General features: G+C 51.7%; 20 protein-coding genes. 2 read left to right on the forward strand and 18 right to left on the reverse strand.

Features of this window, described 5'->3' with window-relative positions; translation table 11 throughout:
* Positions 1-25: 25 nt before the first annotated feature.
* The 16 genes from B5F29_RS13045 to glgB all read right to left on the reverse strand — a co-directional run bounded on the left by B5F29_RS13045 (position 26) and on the right by glgB (position 15889).
* Positions 26-424: a hypothetical protein gene (locus tag B5F29_RS13045; protein ID WP_087155054.1), complete on the reverse strand. Its 399-nt coding sequence runs from the start codon at positions 422-424 to the stop codon at positions 26-28.
* Between the two features lie 61 nt (positions 425-485).
* Positions 486-2147 (reverse strand): putative polysaccharide biosynthesis protein, encoded by a 1662-nt coding sequence (locus B5F29_RS13050; protein WP_087155055.1) that lies wholly within the window; start codon positions 2145-2147, stop codon positions 486-488.
* Between the two features lie 18 nt (positions 2148-2165).
* The gene (ybeY, locus tag B5F29_RS13055) at positions 2166-2678 is read right to left on the reverse strand and encodes an rRNA maturation RNase YbeY (protein ID WP_087155056.1); all 513 of its coding nucleotides are present in this window, start codon (positions 2676-2678) and stop codon (positions 2166-2168) included.
* Positions 2632-3657 carry a PhoH family protein gene (locus B5F29_RS13060; RefSeq protein WP_087155057.1) on the reverse strand — a complete coding sequence of 342 codons (1026 nt, stop codon included), beginning with the start codon at positions 3655-3657 and terminating at the stop codon, positions 2632-2634. Before B5F29_RS13060 ends, ybeY begins: the two co-directional genes overlap by 47 nt.
* Positions 3658-4899 (reverse strand): sporulation protein YqfD, encoded by a 1242-nt coding sequence (locus B5F29_RS13065; RefSeq protein WP_162608435.1) that lies wholly within the window; start codon positions 4897-4899, stop codon positions 3658-3660. It lies immediately after the preceding gene.
* The gene (locus B5F29_RS13070) at positions 4893-5153 is read right to left on the reverse strand and encodes a YabP/YqfC family sporulation protein (RefSeq protein WP_087155059.1); all 261 of its coding nucleotides are present in this window, start codon (positions 5151-5153) and stop codon (positions 4893-4895) included. The genes B5F29_RS13065 and B5F29_RS13070 overlap by 7 nt, the downstream gene beginning before the upstream one ends.
* A gap of 45 nt (positions 5154-5198) precedes the next feature.
* Positions 5199-5759, reverse strand: coding sequence for a DUF2284 domain-containing protein (locus tag B5F29_RS13075; RefSeq protein ID WP_087155060.1), 561 nt, complete (start codon positions 5757-5759; stop codon positions 5199-5201).
* Positions 5668-6939, reverse strand: a complete 1272-nt coding sequence (gene vanT / locus B5F29_RS13080) for a serine racemase VanT catalytic subunit (protein WP_087155061.1) — start codon at positions 6937-6939, stop codon at positions 5668-5670. The genes B5F29_RS13075 and vanT overlap by 92 nt, the downstream gene beginning before the upstream one ends.
* Positions 6906-7937, reverse strand: coding sequence for an acyltransferase (locus B5F29_RS13085; protein ID WP_162608436.1), 1032 nt, complete (start codon positions 7935-7937; stop codon positions 6906-6908). The genes vanT and B5F29_RS13085 overlap by 34 nt, the downstream gene beginning before the upstream one ends.
* A complete protein-coding gene (locus tag B5F29_RS13090) occupies positions 7930-8697 on the reverse strand; it encodes a D-alanyl-D-alanine carboxypeptidase family protein (protein WP_087155063.1) in 768 nt (255 codons plus the stop codon). The genes B5F29_RS13085 and B5F29_RS13090 overlap by 8 nt, the downstream gene beginning before the upstream one ends.
* The gene (gene vanG / locus B5F29_RS13095; RefSeq protein ID WP_087155064.1) at positions 8694-9740 is read right to left on the reverse strand and encodes a D-alanine--D-serine ligase VanG; all 1047 of its coding nucleotides are present in this window, start codon (positions 9738-9740) and stop codon (positions 8694-8696) included. Before vanG ends, B5F29_RS13090 begins: the two co-directional genes overlap by 4 nt.
* 118 nt (positions 9741-9858) lie before the next feature.
* Positions 9859-11196, reverse strand: coding sequence for an MATE family efflux transporter (locus tag B5F29_RS13100; RefSeq protein WP_087155065.1), 1338 nt, complete (start codon positions 11194-11196; stop codon positions 9859-9861).
* A gap of 372 nt (positions 11197-11568) precedes the next feature.
* Positions 11569-11868, reverse strand: a complete 300-nt coding sequence (locus B5F29_RS13105; RefSeq protein ID WP_087155066.1) for a hypothetical protein — start codon at positions 11866-11868, stop codon at positions 11569-11571.
* Positions 11869-12514: 646 nt separating this feature from the next.
* Positions 12515-13402, reverse strand: a complete 888-nt coding sequence (locus B5F29_RS13110; protein WP_087155067.1) for a DegV family protein — start codon at positions 13400-13402, stop codon at positions 12515-12517.
* A 31-nt stretch (positions 13403-13433) separates the two neighbouring features.
* A complete protein-coding gene (locus B5F29_RS13115; protein WP_162608437.1) occupies positions 13434-14009 on the reverse strand; it encodes a metallophosphoesterase in 576 nt (191 codons plus the stop codon).
* Between the two features lie 107 nt (positions 14010-14116).
* Positions 14117-15889, reverse strand: a complete 1773-nt coding sequence (gene glgB / locus B5F29_RS13120) for a 1,4-alpha-glucan branching protein GlgB (RefSeq protein ID WP_087155069.1) — start codon at positions 15887-15889, stop codon at positions 14117-14119.
* A gap of 142 nt (positions 15890-16031) precedes the next feature.
* Here glgB and B5F29_RS13125 point away from each other — a divergent pair, with 142 nt between their 5' ends.
* Positions 16032-16580 (forward strand): TetR/AcrR family transcriptional regulator, encoded by a 549-nt coding sequence (locus B5F29_RS13125; RefSeq protein WP_087155070.1) that lies wholly within the window; start codon positions 16032-16034, stop codon positions 16578-16580.
* Positions 16581-16605: 25 nt separating this feature from the next.
* On the opposite strand, the gene B5F29_RS13130 is transcribed toward B5F29_RS13125, so the two are convergent.
* Positions 16606-17112: an HD domain-containing protein gene (locus tag B5F29_RS13130; protein WP_242955669.1), complete on the reverse strand. Its 507-nt coding sequence runs from the start codon at positions 17110-17112 to the stop codon at positions 16606-16608.
* Between the two features lie 188 nt (positions 17113-17300).
* Here B5F29_RS13130 and B5F29_RS13135 point away from each other — a divergent pair, with 188 nt between their 5' ends.
* Complete coding sequence (locus B5F29_RS13135; RefSeq protein WP_087155071.1) at positions 17301-17585, forward strand: DUF2284 domain-containing protein; 285 nt, start codon at positions 17301-17303, stop codon at positions 17583-17585.
* On the opposite strand, the gene B5F29_RS13140 is transcribed toward B5F29_RS13135, so the two are convergent.
* Complete coding sequence (locus tag B5F29_RS13140; protein WP_087155072.1) at positions 17565-17936, reverse strand: NusG domain II-containing protein; 372 nt, start codon at positions 17934-17936, stop codon at positions 17565-17567. The two genes, B5F29_RS13135 and B5F29_RS13140, sit on opposite strands and share 21 nt — an antisense overlap.
* Between the last annotated feature and the right edge of the window lie 14 nt (positions 17937-17950).

The following is a 17950-nucleotide window of genomic DNA, read 5'->3' on the forward strand; positions in this document are numbered from 1 at the left end:
AACATCTGCCATTTAAAGGCAATGGCTAACTTGTATAATTTTCAAGAAAATTATACAGTTCTTCCTCTCCTTTCAGGTATTTCCCCTCCCGGATTTCTTCCTGCAGTTCCTCGGGAAGCACATCCAGGATCACATCCGTGTACTCATAGATCTCGTTTTCCGGCAGCTTGTAGACTGCCACATAATTATTGTTGTTTACCAGGACAAACTGATATTCTTCCGCCTGTGGTTCTTCTTCCCGGACATCCTGTCCAGCCGCCGTCTGCGACGGCTGGTTCTCCGCGGGAAGAGACTCCACCAATTCAGTCCCTCTCTGTTCCTCCGGCGGCGTCCCCGCATCTTTTCCCAGGTACCAGTACCCGAAAATGAACAGGGCAAGTACAACGACCGCCCCCAAAAGTATTCCCAAAACTTTTCTGGACATGATAAAACCTCCTTTTTCACTAGTATGAACTGGAAAAAAGAGGTTTATACGCTAAAATATGTCACATCAGACGCAGTTTTTTAGCCACGGACACCAGAAGATACCCTTTGGGGAACCGCCGAAGTTCCTCTTCCGTCAGGCCTTTAAGCAGCAGCATGGCAATTCCATAAACAAACACGCCCGCCGCGCAGGAAACAAGCGTAGCAATGGAATTATTTTTAGCCGCGAGCATCAGTCCCCGATAACATCCGTAACAGACTGCTCCCATCAGAGCCGACGCGACAAGCGGAATCACGAAAGTTCGGCGAACCTCCTGCCGGTAACGCATGTATCTGGCAATGGAACGGGAATTTAATATGCACATCAGGAATGCAAAAAAGATATTGGCCCATACTACCGCATAAATATGAAGATCGAATACCTGAAGCAGCACCACCAGAAGCACCACATGCGCCGCCAACGCTATGGCCGCATGTATGACCGGCAGCCGCATCTTGTTCATTCCCTGAAGGATGCCGTTCGTCAGCGTGGACATGCCGTACAGCACCACCGATATGCTTCCCATCTGCAAAAGGCTGGCAGACAGCGCCGTATGCTCTTCCGCTCCGAACAAAAGCGTGAGAATCGGTTCCGCGAGAACGGACATGCCCACCGCGCACGGAATTGAGATCACCATCACGAAGCGGATGGAATTCTCTGTCTTTTTCCTCATCTGTTTCCGATCCCGGTTGACTCTTGCACGGGTCATCTCCGGAATTACGGAAGATGCCATGGCAGATGCAACCGCAATGGGCACATTGGTCAGAAGCTTGTATTCTCCGCTGAAAATCCCCCATAGTTCGTCAATTCGCATACTGTCATACTGACGGTAGTCCAACAGGTGCTTGAAGATACCCTGATCTATAATACCGCTGATATTGTAGACGGCCGTGCTCAGGATGACCGGAAGAATCGTCGCAAGGATCAGATACAGGATCTGTCCGGTTGACTCCGTCTTTTCATGACGGTCCCTGGCAATCTGTTCTTTCATCACTCTTCGGAAAACCAGGGTCAGGAAAATCAAAAACAGAAAGCCCGCCAACGCCCCCAGACCGGTACCCAGTGTGCTTCCCGCCGCGCCATAGGCATATGCAGCCGTCTCCGTAGATAACAGGGCATCCAGCTTGGCTCCATAACGAAACAGATACCATGCCGCGCCTATGCTGACCGCAGCATTGATGATCTGCTCTATGATCTGGGAAATCGCCGTCGGCACCATACTTCCCAGCCCCTGAAAATATCCCCTCAGGCACCCCATCAGAGCTACGATCAGGATGGTGGGAGCCAGGACCTGCAGCGCCAGACGGCTCTCCGGAGTGCTGACCACTACTTCGCTGAAAAATCCAGCGCCAAAAAACACAATCAGCGCCGCGGCGCCGCCGGATACCAGCGCGAACAGCATCGTACAGCCAAACAGCTTGTACGCGCTTTTCGCCCTTCCTTTCGCCAGTCTCGCGGACACCAGTTTGGATACAGCCAGCGGAAGACTGAAGGACGATATCAGAAGCATCATGGAATAGACTTCATAGGCCGCGGAATAATAACTGTTTCCCACCGGTCCCAGGATCCTCGTCACCGGAATCCGGTAGATCAGGCCGATGATGCGGACCAGAATTGATGCTCCTGCCAGGATGCCTCCCTGCACGATGTAGTTAGACGACTGTTTCTGTTTTTTTGTACTCATAGAGTTCCTCTTTACGTATTATTCTTCCGAAGGCTGTCTGCGAATACCCAGGCTGTCCAGAATATCCGCCTGTTTTTTCTCCATGACCGCAGCCTCCCGCGCTTCCATATGGTCATATCCCAGCAGATGCAGCATACTGTGGGCAATCAAAAACGCAAACTCTCTCCGGCAGCCGTGTCCGTACTGCGCTGCCTGTTCTTTTACATGATCCAGAGAGACCACAATGTCTCCCAGCACCAGTTCTCCGCTGTCCGGATCAAAGCAGTCCGCCTCGTGTTCTTCCGCCCAGGAAAAATCTGCCGGCGACGGATATTCCACCTGAGGGAAAGACAGCACATCCGTAGAGCGGTCGATCTGCCGGAATTCACGGTTCATCCGGTGGATCTCCTCGTCCGAGACCAGCAGCAGATTCACTTCCGCCTCATAGGGGCACTTCTCCGATTCCAGCACCCGGTCTATGACCAGTCTGGCAGTTCCTTCATAGTCAACGCCCAGATCCAGAGCGTATTCCTCTTCGATGTTTAATGTCATTTCGTTCCTTTCTCTGCGCCGTTTTCTTCTCATACTCTTCATAGGCGGTCACAATTTTCTGCACCAGCGGGTGGCGCACCACATCCCGGCTGGTCAGTTTGCAGAAAGAGATCCCTTCTACTTTATGCAGCACTTTCTCCGCCACTTCCAGACCGGACGGCGTATCGGCAGGAAGATCCTTCTGAGTCGCATCTCCGGTCACCACCACCTTGGAACCGAAACCGATACGGGTCAGGAACATCTTCATCTGGGCCTGCGTGGTATTCTGCGCTTCATCCAGGATAATGAACGCATTATCCAGGGTGCGTCCTCTCATATATGCCAGCGGGGCCACCTCAATCAGGCCTTTTTCCATATTCTTCTGAAAGCTCTCCGCTCCCATGATCTGATACAGCGCGTCATACAGCGGCCGCAGATAAGGATCCACCTTGCTCTGCAGATCTCCCGGAAGAAATCCCAGCTTTTCTCCAGCTTCGATGGCCGGGCGGGTCAGGATGATCCGTTCCACTTCATTGGCCTTGAACGCGCTGATCGCCATGGCCATCGCCAGATAGGTCTTGCCCGTTCCCGCCGGGCCGATGCCGAAGACAATCATGTCTTTCCGGATCGCATCCACATACTGTTTCTGTCCCAGCGTCTTGGGTTTGATGGATTTTCCGCTGATCGTATGGCAGATTGTATCTTCGTTGATGGATAAAAGAGCGCCTCCGCTGTCTTTTTCCACAGCCAACGCCAGTGCATAGTCCACATTCTGTTCTGTGATCTGGTTTCCTCTTTTGGACAGCTCCACCAGTTCCAGCAGCACCTGTCCTGCTCTGCGTACCTGTTCCTCATTTCCGATCAGCTTCAGTCCTCCGTCCCGGGAGATCACCGTCACGCCGATCGTTCTCTCGATTTTTTTCAGATATGCGTCAAACTGTCCGCATACATTTTGTTCATGTTCCGATGGAATGTTAAAAATATGTTCTTCTAATGTCACTTATGTCTGTTCCCTTTCCCCGGCAGGTTCTTCCTGCACAGGCTCTGTCATGTCCGGAGTCTGCTCCTTCGCCGTCTCTTTCTCCAGGACCCAGGTCCCGGCGGCGGTGCACAAATCTCCATTGACCTCTATTTTAACACGATTTTCAATAATTTGAAGACCCTTATTTTCCATTTTTCTGAAAAACAGGTTCAGTTCCTCTTCTGCTTTCTCCTTTGCCTCTTCCTCCGAGTATGCGGCCGGCTCCAGAAAATATTCTTTTTCTGTATTTTTTCCGAAGACTATTGGCAGATAAAAATTTTCCGTGATCTTCAGAGGGAATTCATCTGTCAGGCTCTCAGACTGTTCAAATGCACCCCCAAAACCTCCCGCATTGATTCTTTTATTGCCCAGCACCAGATAGAACGACGTCTTTTCCCGTCCGGTATACACTTTTTTATCATAGTTCATGGAAAATGACTCCTGATAAGTCTCTGTACGGCGGATACGGACATCCGCGTCCGCGTGGACGTAATGGGTCTCTGCCACTTCTCCCGCATCATCCAGTATTTCTACTTTTCCCGACACCAGAAGATCGCCCTCCTGCACTTCCATCCCTTCCGAGACCAACGGCGTCCCGCTGCGGACGATCATGGAAACGATCGTGCCGGAGTCCGCTGCCGCCAGGTCGGCAGGTTCCTCATCCGGCACCGTATCATAGGCGGCGTCTTCATTTTCCTGGATATGAACGATGAGCCTGGTTCCCTTCATCTCCACAGAGGTCCAGGTAATCTCCGGAAAATATTCCCGGAGCATCTCCTCTATCTGCTCTCCGTGGACGTCCTTTTTTTTCATGCCATGCACGATGCCTATATTTTCCAGATAGCCCAGCACCACCGGGTCGCTCAGGCTGTAATTGCCCTCGATGTGAATATTCCAGATAAAAAGCGACATGACATAGAGAAGAACGGCTCCTGCCACGGCTCCGGCGGCGAACAGCTTCCTGTTCCGGTACCGGTGAAGAATAAAAGGAAGGCCGTGCCTTTCCAGAATCACGACCTTTGTTCTTGTTTTGCGCACCAGTGGACGAAGTCTGCGGAAACCGCCGATACTGACGCACATCTCATATTCTGTCCCGACCGATCTCATCCCCCACAGGATAATGTGATGATGGCTGCACAGATTTAAGAAACGCTCCGGCGCGTAACCGCCGAGCCGGATCACTACATAGCCCTTGATGAATTTCAGAATGTTTGTCAACAATAGCGGATTTCCCCTATCTGCCCCGATATTTTCATCTCGTCTTCCGTGTAGTAATCAATATGGAGACATTCCCCACACAGCGTCATCTGGCAGGTTTTGGTCTGAAGGCGGATCCGCTGGTCCGTGTACTCGATGATCCCCCGGTAGTTCTCCACATAGGCTTCGCTTCTCCCGGTCACCGTCAGCACGGCCGCCCCCATCACCAGGTCTTTCGGCAGTTTCAGTTTTTCCGCCATCCGTTCCCGAAATTTCATGGTTCAGGCCTCCGCCGGAACATTTGGTATACTATATGCAGAAAATCATGTTTTATGTCCGGCCGGCGCGGATTCCCGGTACAGGATGAGGCTGAACCAGGTCACTACTCCCGCTCCGTTCATAAAGCTGATGCCGCTCTTTTCCGCCAGATCCGTCACAAGAATCCCGTAACTTTCCACACAGGGAAACATCCGGTCCGGATGTCTGCAGGGCGCATCCGGATAGGCGCATTTTTCGCAGATCGCGCAGGACTCTGTGGAGAGCGTCAGCACCTCCTGGCACTGCTCCTGGAAAAGCGCCTGCACCGCCTCCGTAACCTTTTCATGATCCATCCGGGTCGCCAGCATCTCTTCCATATTTTCCATATCGCTCACTTCCGCAAGTGTGGTAAACAGAAATCCACCCTCGAACCGGGCGCACCGCTCCCTGCATTCCTGCACAGTACCTACAGCCGGCGGACAGGACCAGGACTTTCCATACTGCGGGCATTCTGTCTCGCAGATATAGCGTACCTTATCCAGAAACCGGATCTCTTCCGTCCTGATAAATGCGTACTCGCAGATCGGATACCGCGCGATCTGCCGCTCCAGTTTTTCCCGGTCCATCCTGATACCTCCCGCGTCTTGTGCTGGAATCATTATATACAGAATCTTCCTTTTCTGCAAGCACCGCTGTGTCCAACCGTTTTCCCAGCCTGCTCAAAAGCTCGTTGGTGATGGTGCCTGCTTCATCGGCCATCTCTTCCGCCCGGATCCGGCGCCCCATACTTTCCCCGATAAAGACTGCCTCGTCACCGGACCGCACGCCCGGCACACGGGTCACGTCCAGGAAAAGCTGGTCCATACAGATTCTTCCTACTATGGGAGTCCGGACTCCTCTTACCAGCGCATGTCCTTTTCCTGACAAAGCTCTGGGAACCCCGTCCGCATATCCGATGGAAGCTACGGCAATCCGTCTTTTTCCCCTGGCCCGATATGCAAGTCCGTATCCTACTCCTTCTCCATCTTCCACATCCCGCACACAGGCAATCCTTGCTTTCAGACTCAATACCGGCCGGAAATCTGTGCCTTTCGCGTATTGATCCGCGTCCTGTCCGGTGCTGCAGACTCCGTAGAGGATAATCCCCGGCCGCGCTCCGCCAAATGCCAGTTCCGGATACCGCAGGATTCCGTAACTTCCTAAAAGATGTGTCTGCAGTCCGGCCCTGAATGCTTCAGGCAGGATATCCAGCACCCGGCGGTATCTTCTTCCCTGTTCCTCTGTAAATAATCGTTCTTCCTCCGAATCTCCGTCCGACACGCAAAGATGGGAGAAGATCCCCGTTATGTCCAGATTCTGATATCTCCACAGATCCGCAAAGGCTTCCTGCCTGTCCCAGGGAATGCCCAGACGGTGCATACCCGTATCTGCCGCGGCCTGTACCTGAAGCCGGCCCTGAAATGACGCCAGTTCACGGGCATAGGCTTCGTCCACCACAGTCTGCGTCAGATGATAACGGGATACATCCCCAAGACCTTCTGCCGGCGTATATCCCAGGATCAGGATCTGTCCGCGGATACCGGCTCTCCGAAGCCGGATCCCCTCTCCCAGCGACGCGACGCAGAAGTCCCGGATCCCCAATCGCTGCAGTTCCCGCGCCACCGGCACAGCTCCGTGCCCATAGGCGTCTGCCTTAACCGCAGGCATCAGCATACATCCGCGGGAAAGCAGCTTCTTTAATTCGTTAACATTGTGCCGCAGATTTTCAAGATTTATTTCTTTCCATGCACGGCGGGTCTTTTCCATAACCATCGACTCCTTTCACACAGAACGCCATACACCGCTGCTGCCGCGAAACTGGCCATACTGACCGCCAGCCAGTGCACCGGCGCGCATTCCACCAGAAGAGCGGAAGTTCCTGTCCATCTGGCCGCTCCCCTTACCAGAACAATCATCAGCGGATGGATCACATACACACATAGTGTCCCGTTCCGAAGCCACCCCGGAGCTGTCCCTTTTACGGACAGCAGCGCCTGATACAATACGTACATCACAAACGGAAGCGAAAAATACATGCTGTCATGCCTTGCCAGATCCAGCCGGAAGACCAGATATGCCTCAGCAGCCAGAAGGACCATTCCCGGAATCAGAACCCACAGATCCATCTGCCGGATCTTTTTCCCCGTATTTCTCAGAAATGCTCCCATAAGCAGGAACAAAGGCGCATAAAAGATCCCGTTTCTGGTATAACTGCTGATCTGAAAAAGATATCCATATAATTTTTTCAAAAGCGGAATTCCTTCCGTCAGGCCATAATAGCTGTCGCCGAAAAGTCCGATCAGGTACAGGATTCCCGCCGCCGTAAGCGCTTTCCGGTACCCTGCCCGTCCCAGTCCAAGCGCGATCCTGCCTCCGATCAGCAGCGCCGGGAAATACCAGAGATGATAGAACGTCCCGTCAAATAACAGCATGCGGACTGCCTCGGTCAGATTCCCCGGCAGATTGCCCGCATACCAGGCGACCGGAAGGTACAGAAGGGTCGACGCCGCATAGATCAGCAGTATCTTTCTCTCAAATCTGCGCCAGCGTTCCCGGCTGCCCGGCTTTTCGCCAAAACACGGCGCCAGAAGAAAATAACCGGTCGTCATCAGAAAGAAGGGAACCGCGATCCTGCCCAGCCCGTAAGTCACCGCTGCGTCCAGCCCCTTCGAAATGCTGGACAGCGGGGCCGTGTGGATCGCTATGACCAGAAGCGCGGCCGGAAGCCGGAACCAGTCTACACCCGCATATACTGCTCTACGCATACCGTTCCCTCCAGCGGGTCCACACAATCCCGCCTTCATTGGTTCCCGATATCAATGCAGGCAGATTATCCGGCCATTCCAGTTCTTCACCCGCCCATTGGTCCAGCGGCAGATAGCAGATATCGATCCGCGCATTCCCGGACCGGTAGATATACGGATGTTCCGGAGATGTTTCTTCCTTTAAAAACTGCAGATATTCTTCCAGTACCAGGCCTCTGCAGGTCATGATCACCGAATGGGGATAACCCACATACCGGAAATGCCACGGCTCTGCCCCGATCCCCGTCACATTCTCCTTTCCGGACAGGTAACGTTCCACAAATCCCCGGTATGGAGCCATATCCCGGAACCTTCTGCATATCCCGGATCTCGGAAATTCTGGACGGATAAAATCGATCTCCTCTCTCTGCTCGGCCAGGTCCACCGCCAGACCGCTCTCATGTTCACTGTGCCCCGGCTTCGCCACATAGGTTCTGGTAAACTTTTCTCCTTCTTTGCGCATCGTATCTTCCCATATCTTAACCTGCTCCTGATGGGGCCGGTATCCGCTGACGGCAGTAATCCTGCGCCCGGCTCCCACATCCATAAGCGTCCTCCGGAGCATCCGGGCGGCTGTATATTCCAGAAGGACATCTGCATTCTCATCTACTGCCGGAACCAGTTTTGTCTGTTCCGGCCCTCCGTGCAGAGCATGCTCAGGAGATATGAGGAGCAATGTGCCCCGCGCTCCGTCTTCCGGGCGGATCCAGTATTTGCTCATGCCAGTCCCTCCTGCAGGATCATACGGATCACCTCATCGAAAGATATACCGGCCGCTTTCAGCATACTTGGAAAACGGCTGTGCGCCGTGAATCCGGGGATGGTGTTAACCTCATTAAACCAGATTCTCCCATCCGGTGTCAGGAACATATCTACTCTCGCGAATCCGGAACATCCCATGATCCGGTAGATCCGGCAGGCAGTCTCCTTCACTTCCTGCGCCAACGCGGCAGGGATCCTGGCCGGGACATGGATTCTGGAAGTTTTAAGCGTATATTTCTCTGTATAGTCAAAAAAATCGCCCGACAATTCAATCTCATCCACTTCTCCGGTGAGCAGCTTCTCAGTGCCGACAACCGCGCATCCCACTTCAAAACCGTCCACCGCTTCTTCGATCAGTACCCTCGTATCGTGCTCAAAGGCTTTCCGGACGGCGGGGAGCAGTTCCCTTTTATCTTTTACACGGGTGATTCCAAAAGAGGAACCGGAACGCACCGGTTTTACAAATACCGGAAAGGAGAGAGAGAATATGGCCTTTTTCAAGGATTCCTCTTCCGAGCTCTCTGTCAGCACAGACCGGGGGCACAGGATTCCTCCGGCTTCTGCCATCCGATGAGCCGCCAGTTTGTCCATACAAAGAGCAGAACTTAAAGTTCCACAGCCGATCAGGCGGATGCCGGACAGTTCCAGCACTCCCTGTACGGTGCCGTCCTCCCCGTTTTTTCCATGCAGCACAGGAAGCGCGCCGTCCAGAGAAAGCATCATCTGCCTTCCGTTTTCCAGATACAAAAGCCCGTGGATTCCTCTGTCCGGAGACAGAAAAACCGGTGTGCAGACGCTTTCCCTGCACCAGTTGTTTTTCGGGATCTCATATAGCTCTCCCCGGTACCAGAACCATTTCCCCGTATGGCGTTCCAGCCCGATGGGAATTAAATCATACAGAGAGGTATCTATCTGGCTCATCACCGCGTACGCCGACTGTAAAGACACCTGATATTCTGTGGAGCAGCCTCCAAATAACACCGCTATTCTTTTCTTCTTCATAAAAAAATCACTCCTTCTGATATTGAGCATATCAGAAGGAGCTTAATAATCTATTGGCATAATCCTAAGACCCGCCGAAGGAATTCCTAAGAATTTCAAAAGAATTTCCTAAGAAAATCTAATCCTGACGCGGCATGGCTTTCCTCAGAATAAAGACAGAAGCCACCGCAGTCAGAAGCTCCGATATCCAGAATGCATGCCACACGCCTTCCGCGCCAAAAGCCAGGCTCAAAAGCCAGGCAGCCGGAATCATGACGACTGCATAGCGGAGCAGCGAGATGCGGAGCGACGGCCCGCCCATCCCCAGTCCTTCCAGAGCTCCGCAGGTGGTTACGGAGACCGAGGATACCAGAAATCCGGCGCATATAATGCGCAGCGCCTTTGCCCCTGCCCCCACTGTCTCCTGACTCTCCGCAAAAAGTCCCATGAGCGGTTCCGGGATCGCCAGACAGAGAACTGTTCCAAGACCCATGATCAGGATGATGGCTCCCAACGCGGTGCGATAGATTCTTCTCACACGTTCCTGCTCCTTCGCGCCATAATTGTAGCCGATCAGCGGACGCATGCCCTGTACGATCCCATTGGCCGGCAGATACAGAAATGTCTGCAGCTTATAATATACTCCCAGGACGACCACATAGATCTGGGAATAACCCGCCAGGATCGCATTCAGCGCCGAAGTCAGGAGGGACGGCAGCGCCAGATTTAAAACCGCCGGAATACCGATCCCATAGAGCCGCCTGCACATATCTTTGGTGAGTCCCATCTGACGGATATGCGCGTTCACCTGAAGCGGCCTTACCGCATGTACTGCCAGATACAGAATCAATGTCAGCACCTGCCCGATGCCGGTGGCCAGAGCCGCGCCCTCGATTCCCATGACCGGGAACGGCCCGTAACCGTAGATCAGTACCGGGTCCAGTATAATGTTGGCGATACAGCCGCACATCATACAGAACATGGATACAGCCATCCTTCCCACAGACTGAAACAGCTTCTCATAGAACAAGGTCATGGATATCACCGTGGCAAACAGGAACACCACGCGGGAATACCGGACTCCCAGGCTGATCACTTCCGCATCAGAAGTAAACAGCGGCAGAAAAACAGGCATGATCCATATGCTTATCACGGTAAGGGCGATACCGTGTATCAGGCTTAACAGAAATCCCTGGGACGCCGCCTGATCCGCCTTCCGGCTCTCCTGCGCTCCCAGATGATAAGAAATCACCGCGTTTAACCCCACTCCGAATCCGATGGTTACGGCATTGACCAGATTCTGTACCGGATATACCAGCGACAGGGCCGTCATGGCCTTCTCGCTGATCTGAGCCACGTAATAACTGTCCACAATGTTATACAGGGAGTTTACCATCATGGAAATCACCATGGGCAGCGACATTTTCCAGAGAAGTCTGGAAACAGGCTGTTCTTTCATAAATGTCTGATCGTTCATAGGTCTTTCAAATTCCTCCTTTAGTTCATTGCATAAAAAACGCCACATAACTGCTGCTTATAACAGTTATGTGGCGAAAAATAGACTGTGCTAGAAAAATCCACATACCCTCTACGGGTTTTAATGCATGGTTATTCTACCATCAAAATGAAATTCCTGTCAACATGTTTCATCAATCATTATAAATCACCGGTTTAATTGTAATAAGCTTTTCCGGTTCAATTCTGCCGGTGGCGATGAGCTGCGCCATCCTGGACATCCAGAGACGTCCTCCCCGGCAGCCCGATCCCTTAATCGTCTTATCCCCATATCCAAATCCCCAGACAGCCGGATCAATCTCGATAGGCGCGCCGCTGAAATATGCACTCAGGTTTACCAGCGTACTGCCGTCAGTCCGACCGGCCCGATGCCCAGCACAGCCACAGAGGAACCGAACTCCGGATTCAGCTGCTCTACCCCTTCGAATGCTGTACACAGCATGTCCGGCACCATCACAGCCTGTTCCAGTGTGACGCCGTCCGGAATCAGCGCCAGATTCATATCCGCATCACGGATATAATACTCTTCCACAAAAGAACCTCCTCTGTCCGGGAAATCGATTCCTCCGTACATGCTATCCTGATGCTGTTTGGCGACTCCGTCCTGTGCTTCCATACTGCGCCATACAGGCATGATTCTTCTGTCACTTCCATACCCTAAGCGTACTTCTATATTAGAATCCTTCTCAATTTGAGTCCTGAAGTAGCGGATCAGATTATCAATCCGAATTATCCCCCAAAGGATTCGTCCATAGCTCCCATTCGTCCATAGCTCCCATGATAACCCGATTTTTTAGTTCTACACCATTAATATATCCTCTGCTGAAAATTTTTTCATACACGATATACACCCCTCCAGTCATCTTCCTGCATGTGCTCCGTCAACTTCAGCTTTTTCTTAAGGACAATTATAGGCTTCTCCATGCAGCTGTGGAAGAAACAATGTGTTGGCTGGTAAAAACCTTCAGATTTTTATCTGCCAAACAAAAAATCGCCGCATAACTGCCGTTTATAACAGTTATGCGGCGAAAAGCTTGTTACACTTATTTTAGTCCGGAAATTATGTGCAAAACAACTATTTACAATACGCAAATTTGTCATAGATTTGTGATTTTTACAAACTTCCTTTCCTTTTTCACATTCTTTTTGGTAAAATTTTGCACTCTCAGTGCAAAAAAATACATCTATTCTCAAAAACATACACAAAGAAAGGGTAACTGCCCATGACCCGGACATTTACCCTTTCTTTGATTAATCATTATTCATGAAAATTTCCAAAATCAGTTCTTCCGTTCATCGCCCCAGAAAAAGAGCGCCACTGTCCCCGGACCGGTATGGCTTCCGATCGTCGCTCCAATCGGATAGATTTCCACCTTTCCCTGAAGCTTTGGAAACTTCTCTTCCACAAGCGCGGCAACGGCTTTTGCGTCATCCAGGCACGCGGACTGGCATATATAGCATTTTCCGCTGTATTCTGTCCCGTCCTGCGCGTGGGCTTCCATCATCTCCACGATCCGGCGGATCACCTTCTTTTTCGTGCGTATTTTTTCCCTGGGCTGGAGCCTTCCCAGGTTATCCATATTCAGAAGCGGGCAGATGCCCAGCAGCGTGCCGACCGCTCCCGCTGTCTTGGAGATTCTTCCGCCTCTGATATAAAAAGTCAGATCTGTAGAGAAAAACCAGTGATGCATCCGGAGTCTGTTCTCTTCGATCCACTGGTACAGCTCTTCCACGCTCTTTCCGGCATCCCGCATATCGGCCAGAGTTTCCATGATCAGTCCGTACCCGCTGGATGCTGCCAGCGAATCCACCAGATAGATCTTTCTGTCCGGATACTTCTCTTTCAGGTCCTCCACCACCAGCCGCGCAGAGTTATAGGAACCGGACAATCCGCTTGAAAACTCCACATGAAGAATGTCCTTCCCCTCCTGGAGAAGCTGTTCAAAATATTCTGTATATTCTCCAAGGGCCACCTGGGAAGTCTTCGCCTCCGCTCCTGCCACCATTCTGGAATATAATTCTTCCGGCGCTATGGACTGCCCCATATCGTCCTTATGATCCTGTCCGTCCAGGATAAAATGAAAGCAGACATAGCGGATATTCCGTTCTTTCATCTGCTGCGGCGTTAAATCCACCGTCGAACTGCAGCTCAGTATATAATCACTCATCGCAACTCCCTCCTGGTCATTGTCAAACCAATTACACTTCGTTTTGTTTAATCGTACCACATTCTAAAAAACGATACAAGTTTGCCTTCTGATAACTTTCACAGGCGGCAAGCTGTGCCTGCCATGCTTCGGACGATCCGTCCGTCAGGCGGGCTCCGCCGCCAAAACAATCCGGATCATCCACTCCAAAGATCTGAAGTTTCTGTCCCCGTACTTCCAGCATGCAGCCTTCCCCTTCCAGGACTTCCACCCCATATGCCTCGATCCCCTTTTTGATCTCTCCCGCCCTGCCGCTCCAGAATTCATGGTTGCCTGACACATAAAAACATGGATAATCCCCGGCGAGTTCCGAAAGCATCATCCACACACCGTCATCCGGCACCTCATCGTCCGCAATGTCCCCGACCAACAGGACCGCATCCGGTTCCTGCCTGCGAACCGCGCGCAGCAGATTCTGCTGGGCTTCCCCATAGATCCCGGCATGCAGATCCGTAATCACCGCCAGACACACCGGCTCCTGCAGAAGAGATGTCCTTTCCCGGTAAGTCCGCACTGTCAGCCTTTTATCCAGCGCAATAAGGGCAGACAGGCACAGCACAACCGCCATACAAAATATTTTTCCAATCGTTAACCAATGATGTTTCTTACGATATCTCATTTCATAATCATACCACACCGTCAGAAATGCCGCAATCTACGGAAATGCTGATTAAATCAACACACCTCTAACAATATGCCCGAAAATGGCTGCAGCGTACAGACCAGCTCATCATCCTCCATCCGGGCCACTTCCGTGTGCTCAGCAGTAGTCCCTCCAAATCGTTCCCAGTCGCTGTACAAAAGCACGCGCACAGATGTGACTCCGGGGATCGGCACTCTGTAGTTTTCCTGCTCACATTCACTGAAGTTAAAGACTGCCGCCAGCTGTTCTCCCCCGCTCATTCTCTGCAACGCATAGATACGGCGTTCTTCCTGATGGCAGTCCAGCCAGGTAAATCCCTGCTCCTGATAGTCCCCCTCAGAAAAGGCCGGATGGGTCAGATAGAGCCGGTTCAGTTCGGCGATGTAATGATAGAACGCGTCATGGATGGGATACTTCAACAGTTCCCAATCCTGCTCTCTTTTTTCATCCCACTCCCGGAAATGGCCGATCTCATTTCCCATGAAGTTCAGTTTTTTTCCCGGATGGATCATCATATACAGGTACATGGCTCTGGCCTGCGGGAATTTCTGTTCGTACTGTCCGTTCATTTTCTGCAGGACCGTCGCTTTGCCATGCACCACCTCGTCGTGGGAATACGGCAGCAGGTATCTTTCATTCCGGAAATACATCATGGAGAAAGTCAGTTTGTGATACTTCTCTGTCCGGTCTTCCGGATTGCTCTGAAAATATTCCAGCGTGTCATGCATCCATCCCAGATCCCACTTGTAATCAAAACCCAGCCCCCCTTTTTCTGTTTCCAGAGTGACGTTCGGAAAATTGGTAGAATCCTCCGCCGCCAGGATGCAGCCGGGATGCAGACTTTTCAAACCGCGATTCATATATTTCAAAAATGACACCGCGTTTCCGTTGACGCCTCTCCGTTCATCTCCCTGCCAGTAAATCATACGGCTGATCGCGTCCATCCGAAGCCCGTCAAAGTGGTACTCTTTCAGCCAGTAATTTGCCGCAGACTGCAGGAAACTCCTCACTTCGCCCCGGGAATGCATGAAATTGCAGCTTCCCCACTCGCTGACTCCCACGTCCTGATGCGGATATTCGTACAATGCGGTCCCGTCGTACCGGGAGATTCCATAGGCGTCCAGTGCGAAATGCGCCGGTACAAAATCCAGGATCGCGCCGATACCGTTCTGATGCAGCTGATCGATCAGTTCCATCAGTTCCGCCGCCGTGCCGTACCGGCTGGTGGGCGCATAGAAACCTGTCATCTGATATCCCCAGCTCTCATCGCAGGGGTGTTCTCCCAGCGGGAGAAATTCCACATAATTATATCCGCTTTTTTTCAGGTACGGAATCAACAACTCTCCTAATTCCGAATACCGGTACCAGGAACCGTCCTCTTTTCGTCTCCAGGATCCCATATGCATTTCATAAATATTCAGCGGTTCATTCTGACGTGATGTCCGGCGCTTCATCCATCGCTGGTCATGAAATGTATAGCGTCCCAGATCCCGGACCACTGACCGGTGATCCGGACGCAGCTCCATGCCGAATCCGTAAGGATCGCAATGATCCACATAACTTCCATTTCTCTGCCAGATCCGGTATTCATACGCGCACCCGTCTTCTATATCTGGAACGGCTGCTTCGTAAAAATTTCCGTCATGGACCCGCTGCATGGGGATTACCCGTCCGTCACACAGAAAATCGATCCGGTCCGCGCCCGGCGCAAACGTACGGAATACGGTCCCTTCCGGAGTGACATGCGCGCCCAGATATTCATAAGCGTCAAAAATCGTCCCCGTATAAAATCCATACATGTCCATAAAAATACCTCCATCAATTAATTGACTGCCGTCTAATATTTTCTTATAATCATCATAACAGTTTATGCTTCGGGAAACTATTTACAATCTTGCCCGATTGTAAACTAATGGACATATTTTTAAAATCGTACAGGAGAATGATATGGATTTGAGAGAACAGAAAACAAAGAAAAGCATTCGCAATGCCTTTTTAGAACTGCGGGCGCACAAACCTCTGGAACGGATCACGGTAAAAGAACTGGCGGAACTGGCGCAGATCAGCAAGGCGACCTTTTACCTTCATTATCAGGATATCTACGATCTCTCCACGCGCATGCAGGACGATGTAATCCGAAGAGTCCTGGAAAGCATCGAACGGGCGGATCTTTTCATGGAAGATCCTACGCTTTTCACGATGCAGCTGTTTTCCGCTTTTAATGCCCAGCAGCATCTGATCGATATCCTTTTCTCCGGAACCCAGGCGTCCGTCCTGCCCATCCGGATCGAATCCGCCCTGAAAGAACACATCTTCCGGATCCTTCCGGACACCAGAGACGACGCCCGTTTCAATATTTTCCTGACTTACCAGATCCAGGGCGGTTATTATGCCTATTCGGAAAACCGCAGACGGTTCGGGGACAGACAGGTGCTGGATACATTGAAAGAAATCATGGATTTGCTGCATCCAAAAGAGACCGACTCCATTCCCTGAGCCGGTCCCCTTTTTTTCCAGTCATTCAAATCGCTGCGGATACCACCACTACGCGGTTGTGTCTGGCAAGGGCGATCGCCACATTGCAGACCTCCATGACAGCGCAGATCTTATCGGCAAATGAGATGATCCAGCCTTCTCTGTTCGTGGGAACAGGTCCCAGCGGAAACATGTGCGTCAATATGGCTTCGCGTTCCTTCCGGCTGATCTCAAAATGCTGGCTGCTGTTCTCCGCCGCAGCTTTCGGATGATAGAATACCTGCCGCTCTCCGGTAGGCGTCTCCTCACTGAAATCATATGGGCAAAAATCGTGCAGCAGCCCCGCCCTTGCCGCCGCTCCCTCATCGCATCCAAGCCGTTTCGCAATCTTCCATGAGATGTAAGAAACATTCAGACTGTGCAGAAGCCGGTTGCTCCGCTGATGATGGCAGTACTGGCACAGCGACAGGAATTCCTTATCCCGGAGGATCTCCCACACCTCGTCCAGGTACTCGGAAGAAACCTCCGGCGAACAATGAATCTCCATCGGCATCACTCACTTTCTGTTTATGTTACCTATATTATGAAAGTTTTTCAGAGAAAATACAAGTGATTTTCTGATATTTTTTATGAAAGTTTTGTGATTGTCACAAAATAATTCAGACAGAACGCGCCGGCAGATCTTGGCAAACGATCCGGGCAGGTTTATGATAATATAAAATCAATCGGAGGAAATACTCGATGAATACCCGTGAAAAAGTGAAAGACGCCGCCATGCAGAGCGGTATGGGACAGGCAGAGTTTATCTCTGTCAAAGAGCTGGTATTGTACCCGGAAATACGGAAAATCTGTGAAGAAAATACCTGCCGCAATTACGGAACCACCTGGGCCTGTCCGCCCGCGGTCGGCACGCTGGAGGAATGCAGGGAACGTTTGAACCGATATGATACCATGCTGCTGTTCACTTCTTTTCAAAGACAAGCCATAAGGCTTACCGTTCCGCCGTCACCGGACTACCGCGTCTAATTCCTGGTCCTGCACATATTCGATCACCAGATGGTTTGGCAGGCAGACAATGGGCGCTGCCGACGCCAGCCATCCCATATGCACGCAGGTCTGATCCGGGCACTCCGCTTCCAGCACCCGGATCCGTCCTCCTTCTATCTGGATCGTATTGGTCCTGCCTTCATACTCCACGTCAAAGGTCTGATCCCCCATATCTGCCAGGTCAAAGGTGTACAGGACCTCCCCGTCCTGTACGATCTGCACGGCGGATCCCCCCGGCCCTGGCAGAAGCCACAGGCACCCCAGGACTGCCGCCAGAATCACTGCCAGCAGGATTCCTGCGGCCGCCTGTTTTTTCTGTTTTTCCGTCATATATTCTGAATTCC

The organism is Lachnoclostridium sp. An196, assembly GCF_002160135.1.
Taxonomy (GTDB): Bacteria; Bacillota; Clostridia; order Lachnospirales; family Lachnospiraceae; genus Hominiventricola; species Hominiventricola avistercoris.

Excerpts from the sequence above, each read along its gene's own strand:
- B5F29_RS13045 (WP_087155054.1), bottom strand. The coding sequence starts at position 424 with ATGTCCAGAAAAGTTTTGGGAATACTTTTGGGGGCGGTCGTTGTACTT.
- B5F29_RS13050 (WP_087155055.1), bottom strand. The coding sequence starts at position 2,147 with ATGAGTACAAAAAAACAGAAACAGTCGTCTAACTACATCGTGCAGGGA.
- ybeY (WP_087155056.1), bottom strand. The coding sequence starts at position 2,678 with ATGACATTAAACATCGAAGAGGAATACGCTCTGGATCTGGGCGTTGAC.
- B5F29_RS13070 (WP_087155059.1), bottom strand. The coding sequence starts at position 5,153 with ATGAAATTTCGGGAACGGATGGCGGAAAAACTGAAACTGCCGAAAGAC.
- B5F29_RS13075 (WP_087155060.1), bottom strand. The coding sequence starts at position 5,759 with ATGGACCGGGAAAAACTGGAGCGGCAGATCGCGCGGTATCCGATCTGC.
- vanT (WP_087155061.1), bottom strand. The coding sequence starts at position 6,939 with ATGGAAAAGACCCGCCGTGCATGGAAAGAAATAAATCTTGAAAATCTG.
- B5F29_RS13085 (WP_162608436.1), bottom strand. The coding sequence starts at position 7,937 with ATGCGTAGAGCAGTATATGCGGGTGTAGACTGGTTCCGGCTTCCGGCC.
- B5F29_RS13090 (WP_087155063.1), bottom strand. The coding sequence starts at position 8,697 with ATGAGCAAATACTGGATCCGCCCGGAAGACGGAGCGCGGGGCACATTG.
- vanG (WP_087155064.1), bottom strand. The coding sequence starts at position 9,740 with ATGAAGAAGAAAAGAATAGCGGTGTTATTTGGAGGCTGCTCCACAGAA.
- B5F29_RS13100 (WP_087155065.1), bottom strand. The coding sequence starts at position 11,196 with ATGAACGATCAGACATTTATGAAAGAACAGCCTGTTTCCAGACTTCTC.
- B5F29_RS13105 (WP_087155066.1), bottom strand. The coding sequence starts at position 11,868 with ATGCCTGTATGGCGCAGTATGGAAGCACAGGACGGAGTCGCCAAACAG.
- B5F29_RS13110 (WP_087155067.1), bottom strand. The coding sequence starts at position 13,402 with ATGAGTGATTATATACTGAGCTGCAGTTCGACGGTGGATTTAACGCCG.
- B5F29_RS13115 (WP_162608437.1), bottom strand. The coding sequence starts at position 14,009 with ATGGCGGTTGTGCTGTGCCTGTCTGCCCTTATTGCGCTGGATAAAAGG.
- glgB (WP_087155069.1), bottom strand. The coding sequence starts at position 15,889 with ATGGACATGTATGGATTTTATACGGGGACGATTTTTGACGCTTATGAA.
- B5F29_RS13125 (WP_087155070.1), top strand. The coding sequence starts at position 16,032 with ATGGATTTGAGAGAACAGAAAACAAAGAAAAGCATTCGCAATGCCTTT.
- B5F29_RS13130 (WP_242955669.1), bottom strand. The coding sequence starts at position 17,112 with ATGCCGATGGAGATTCATTGTTCGCCGGAGGTTTCTTCCGAGTACCTG.
- B5F29_RS13135 (WP_087155071.1), top strand. The coding sequence starts at position 17,301 with ATGAATACCCGTGAAAAAGTGAAAGACGCCGCCATGCAGAGCGGTATG.
- B5F29_RS13140 (WP_087155072.1), bottom strand. The coding sequence starts at position 17,936 with ATGACGGAAAAACAGAAAAAACAGGCGGCCGCAGGAATCCTGCTGGCA.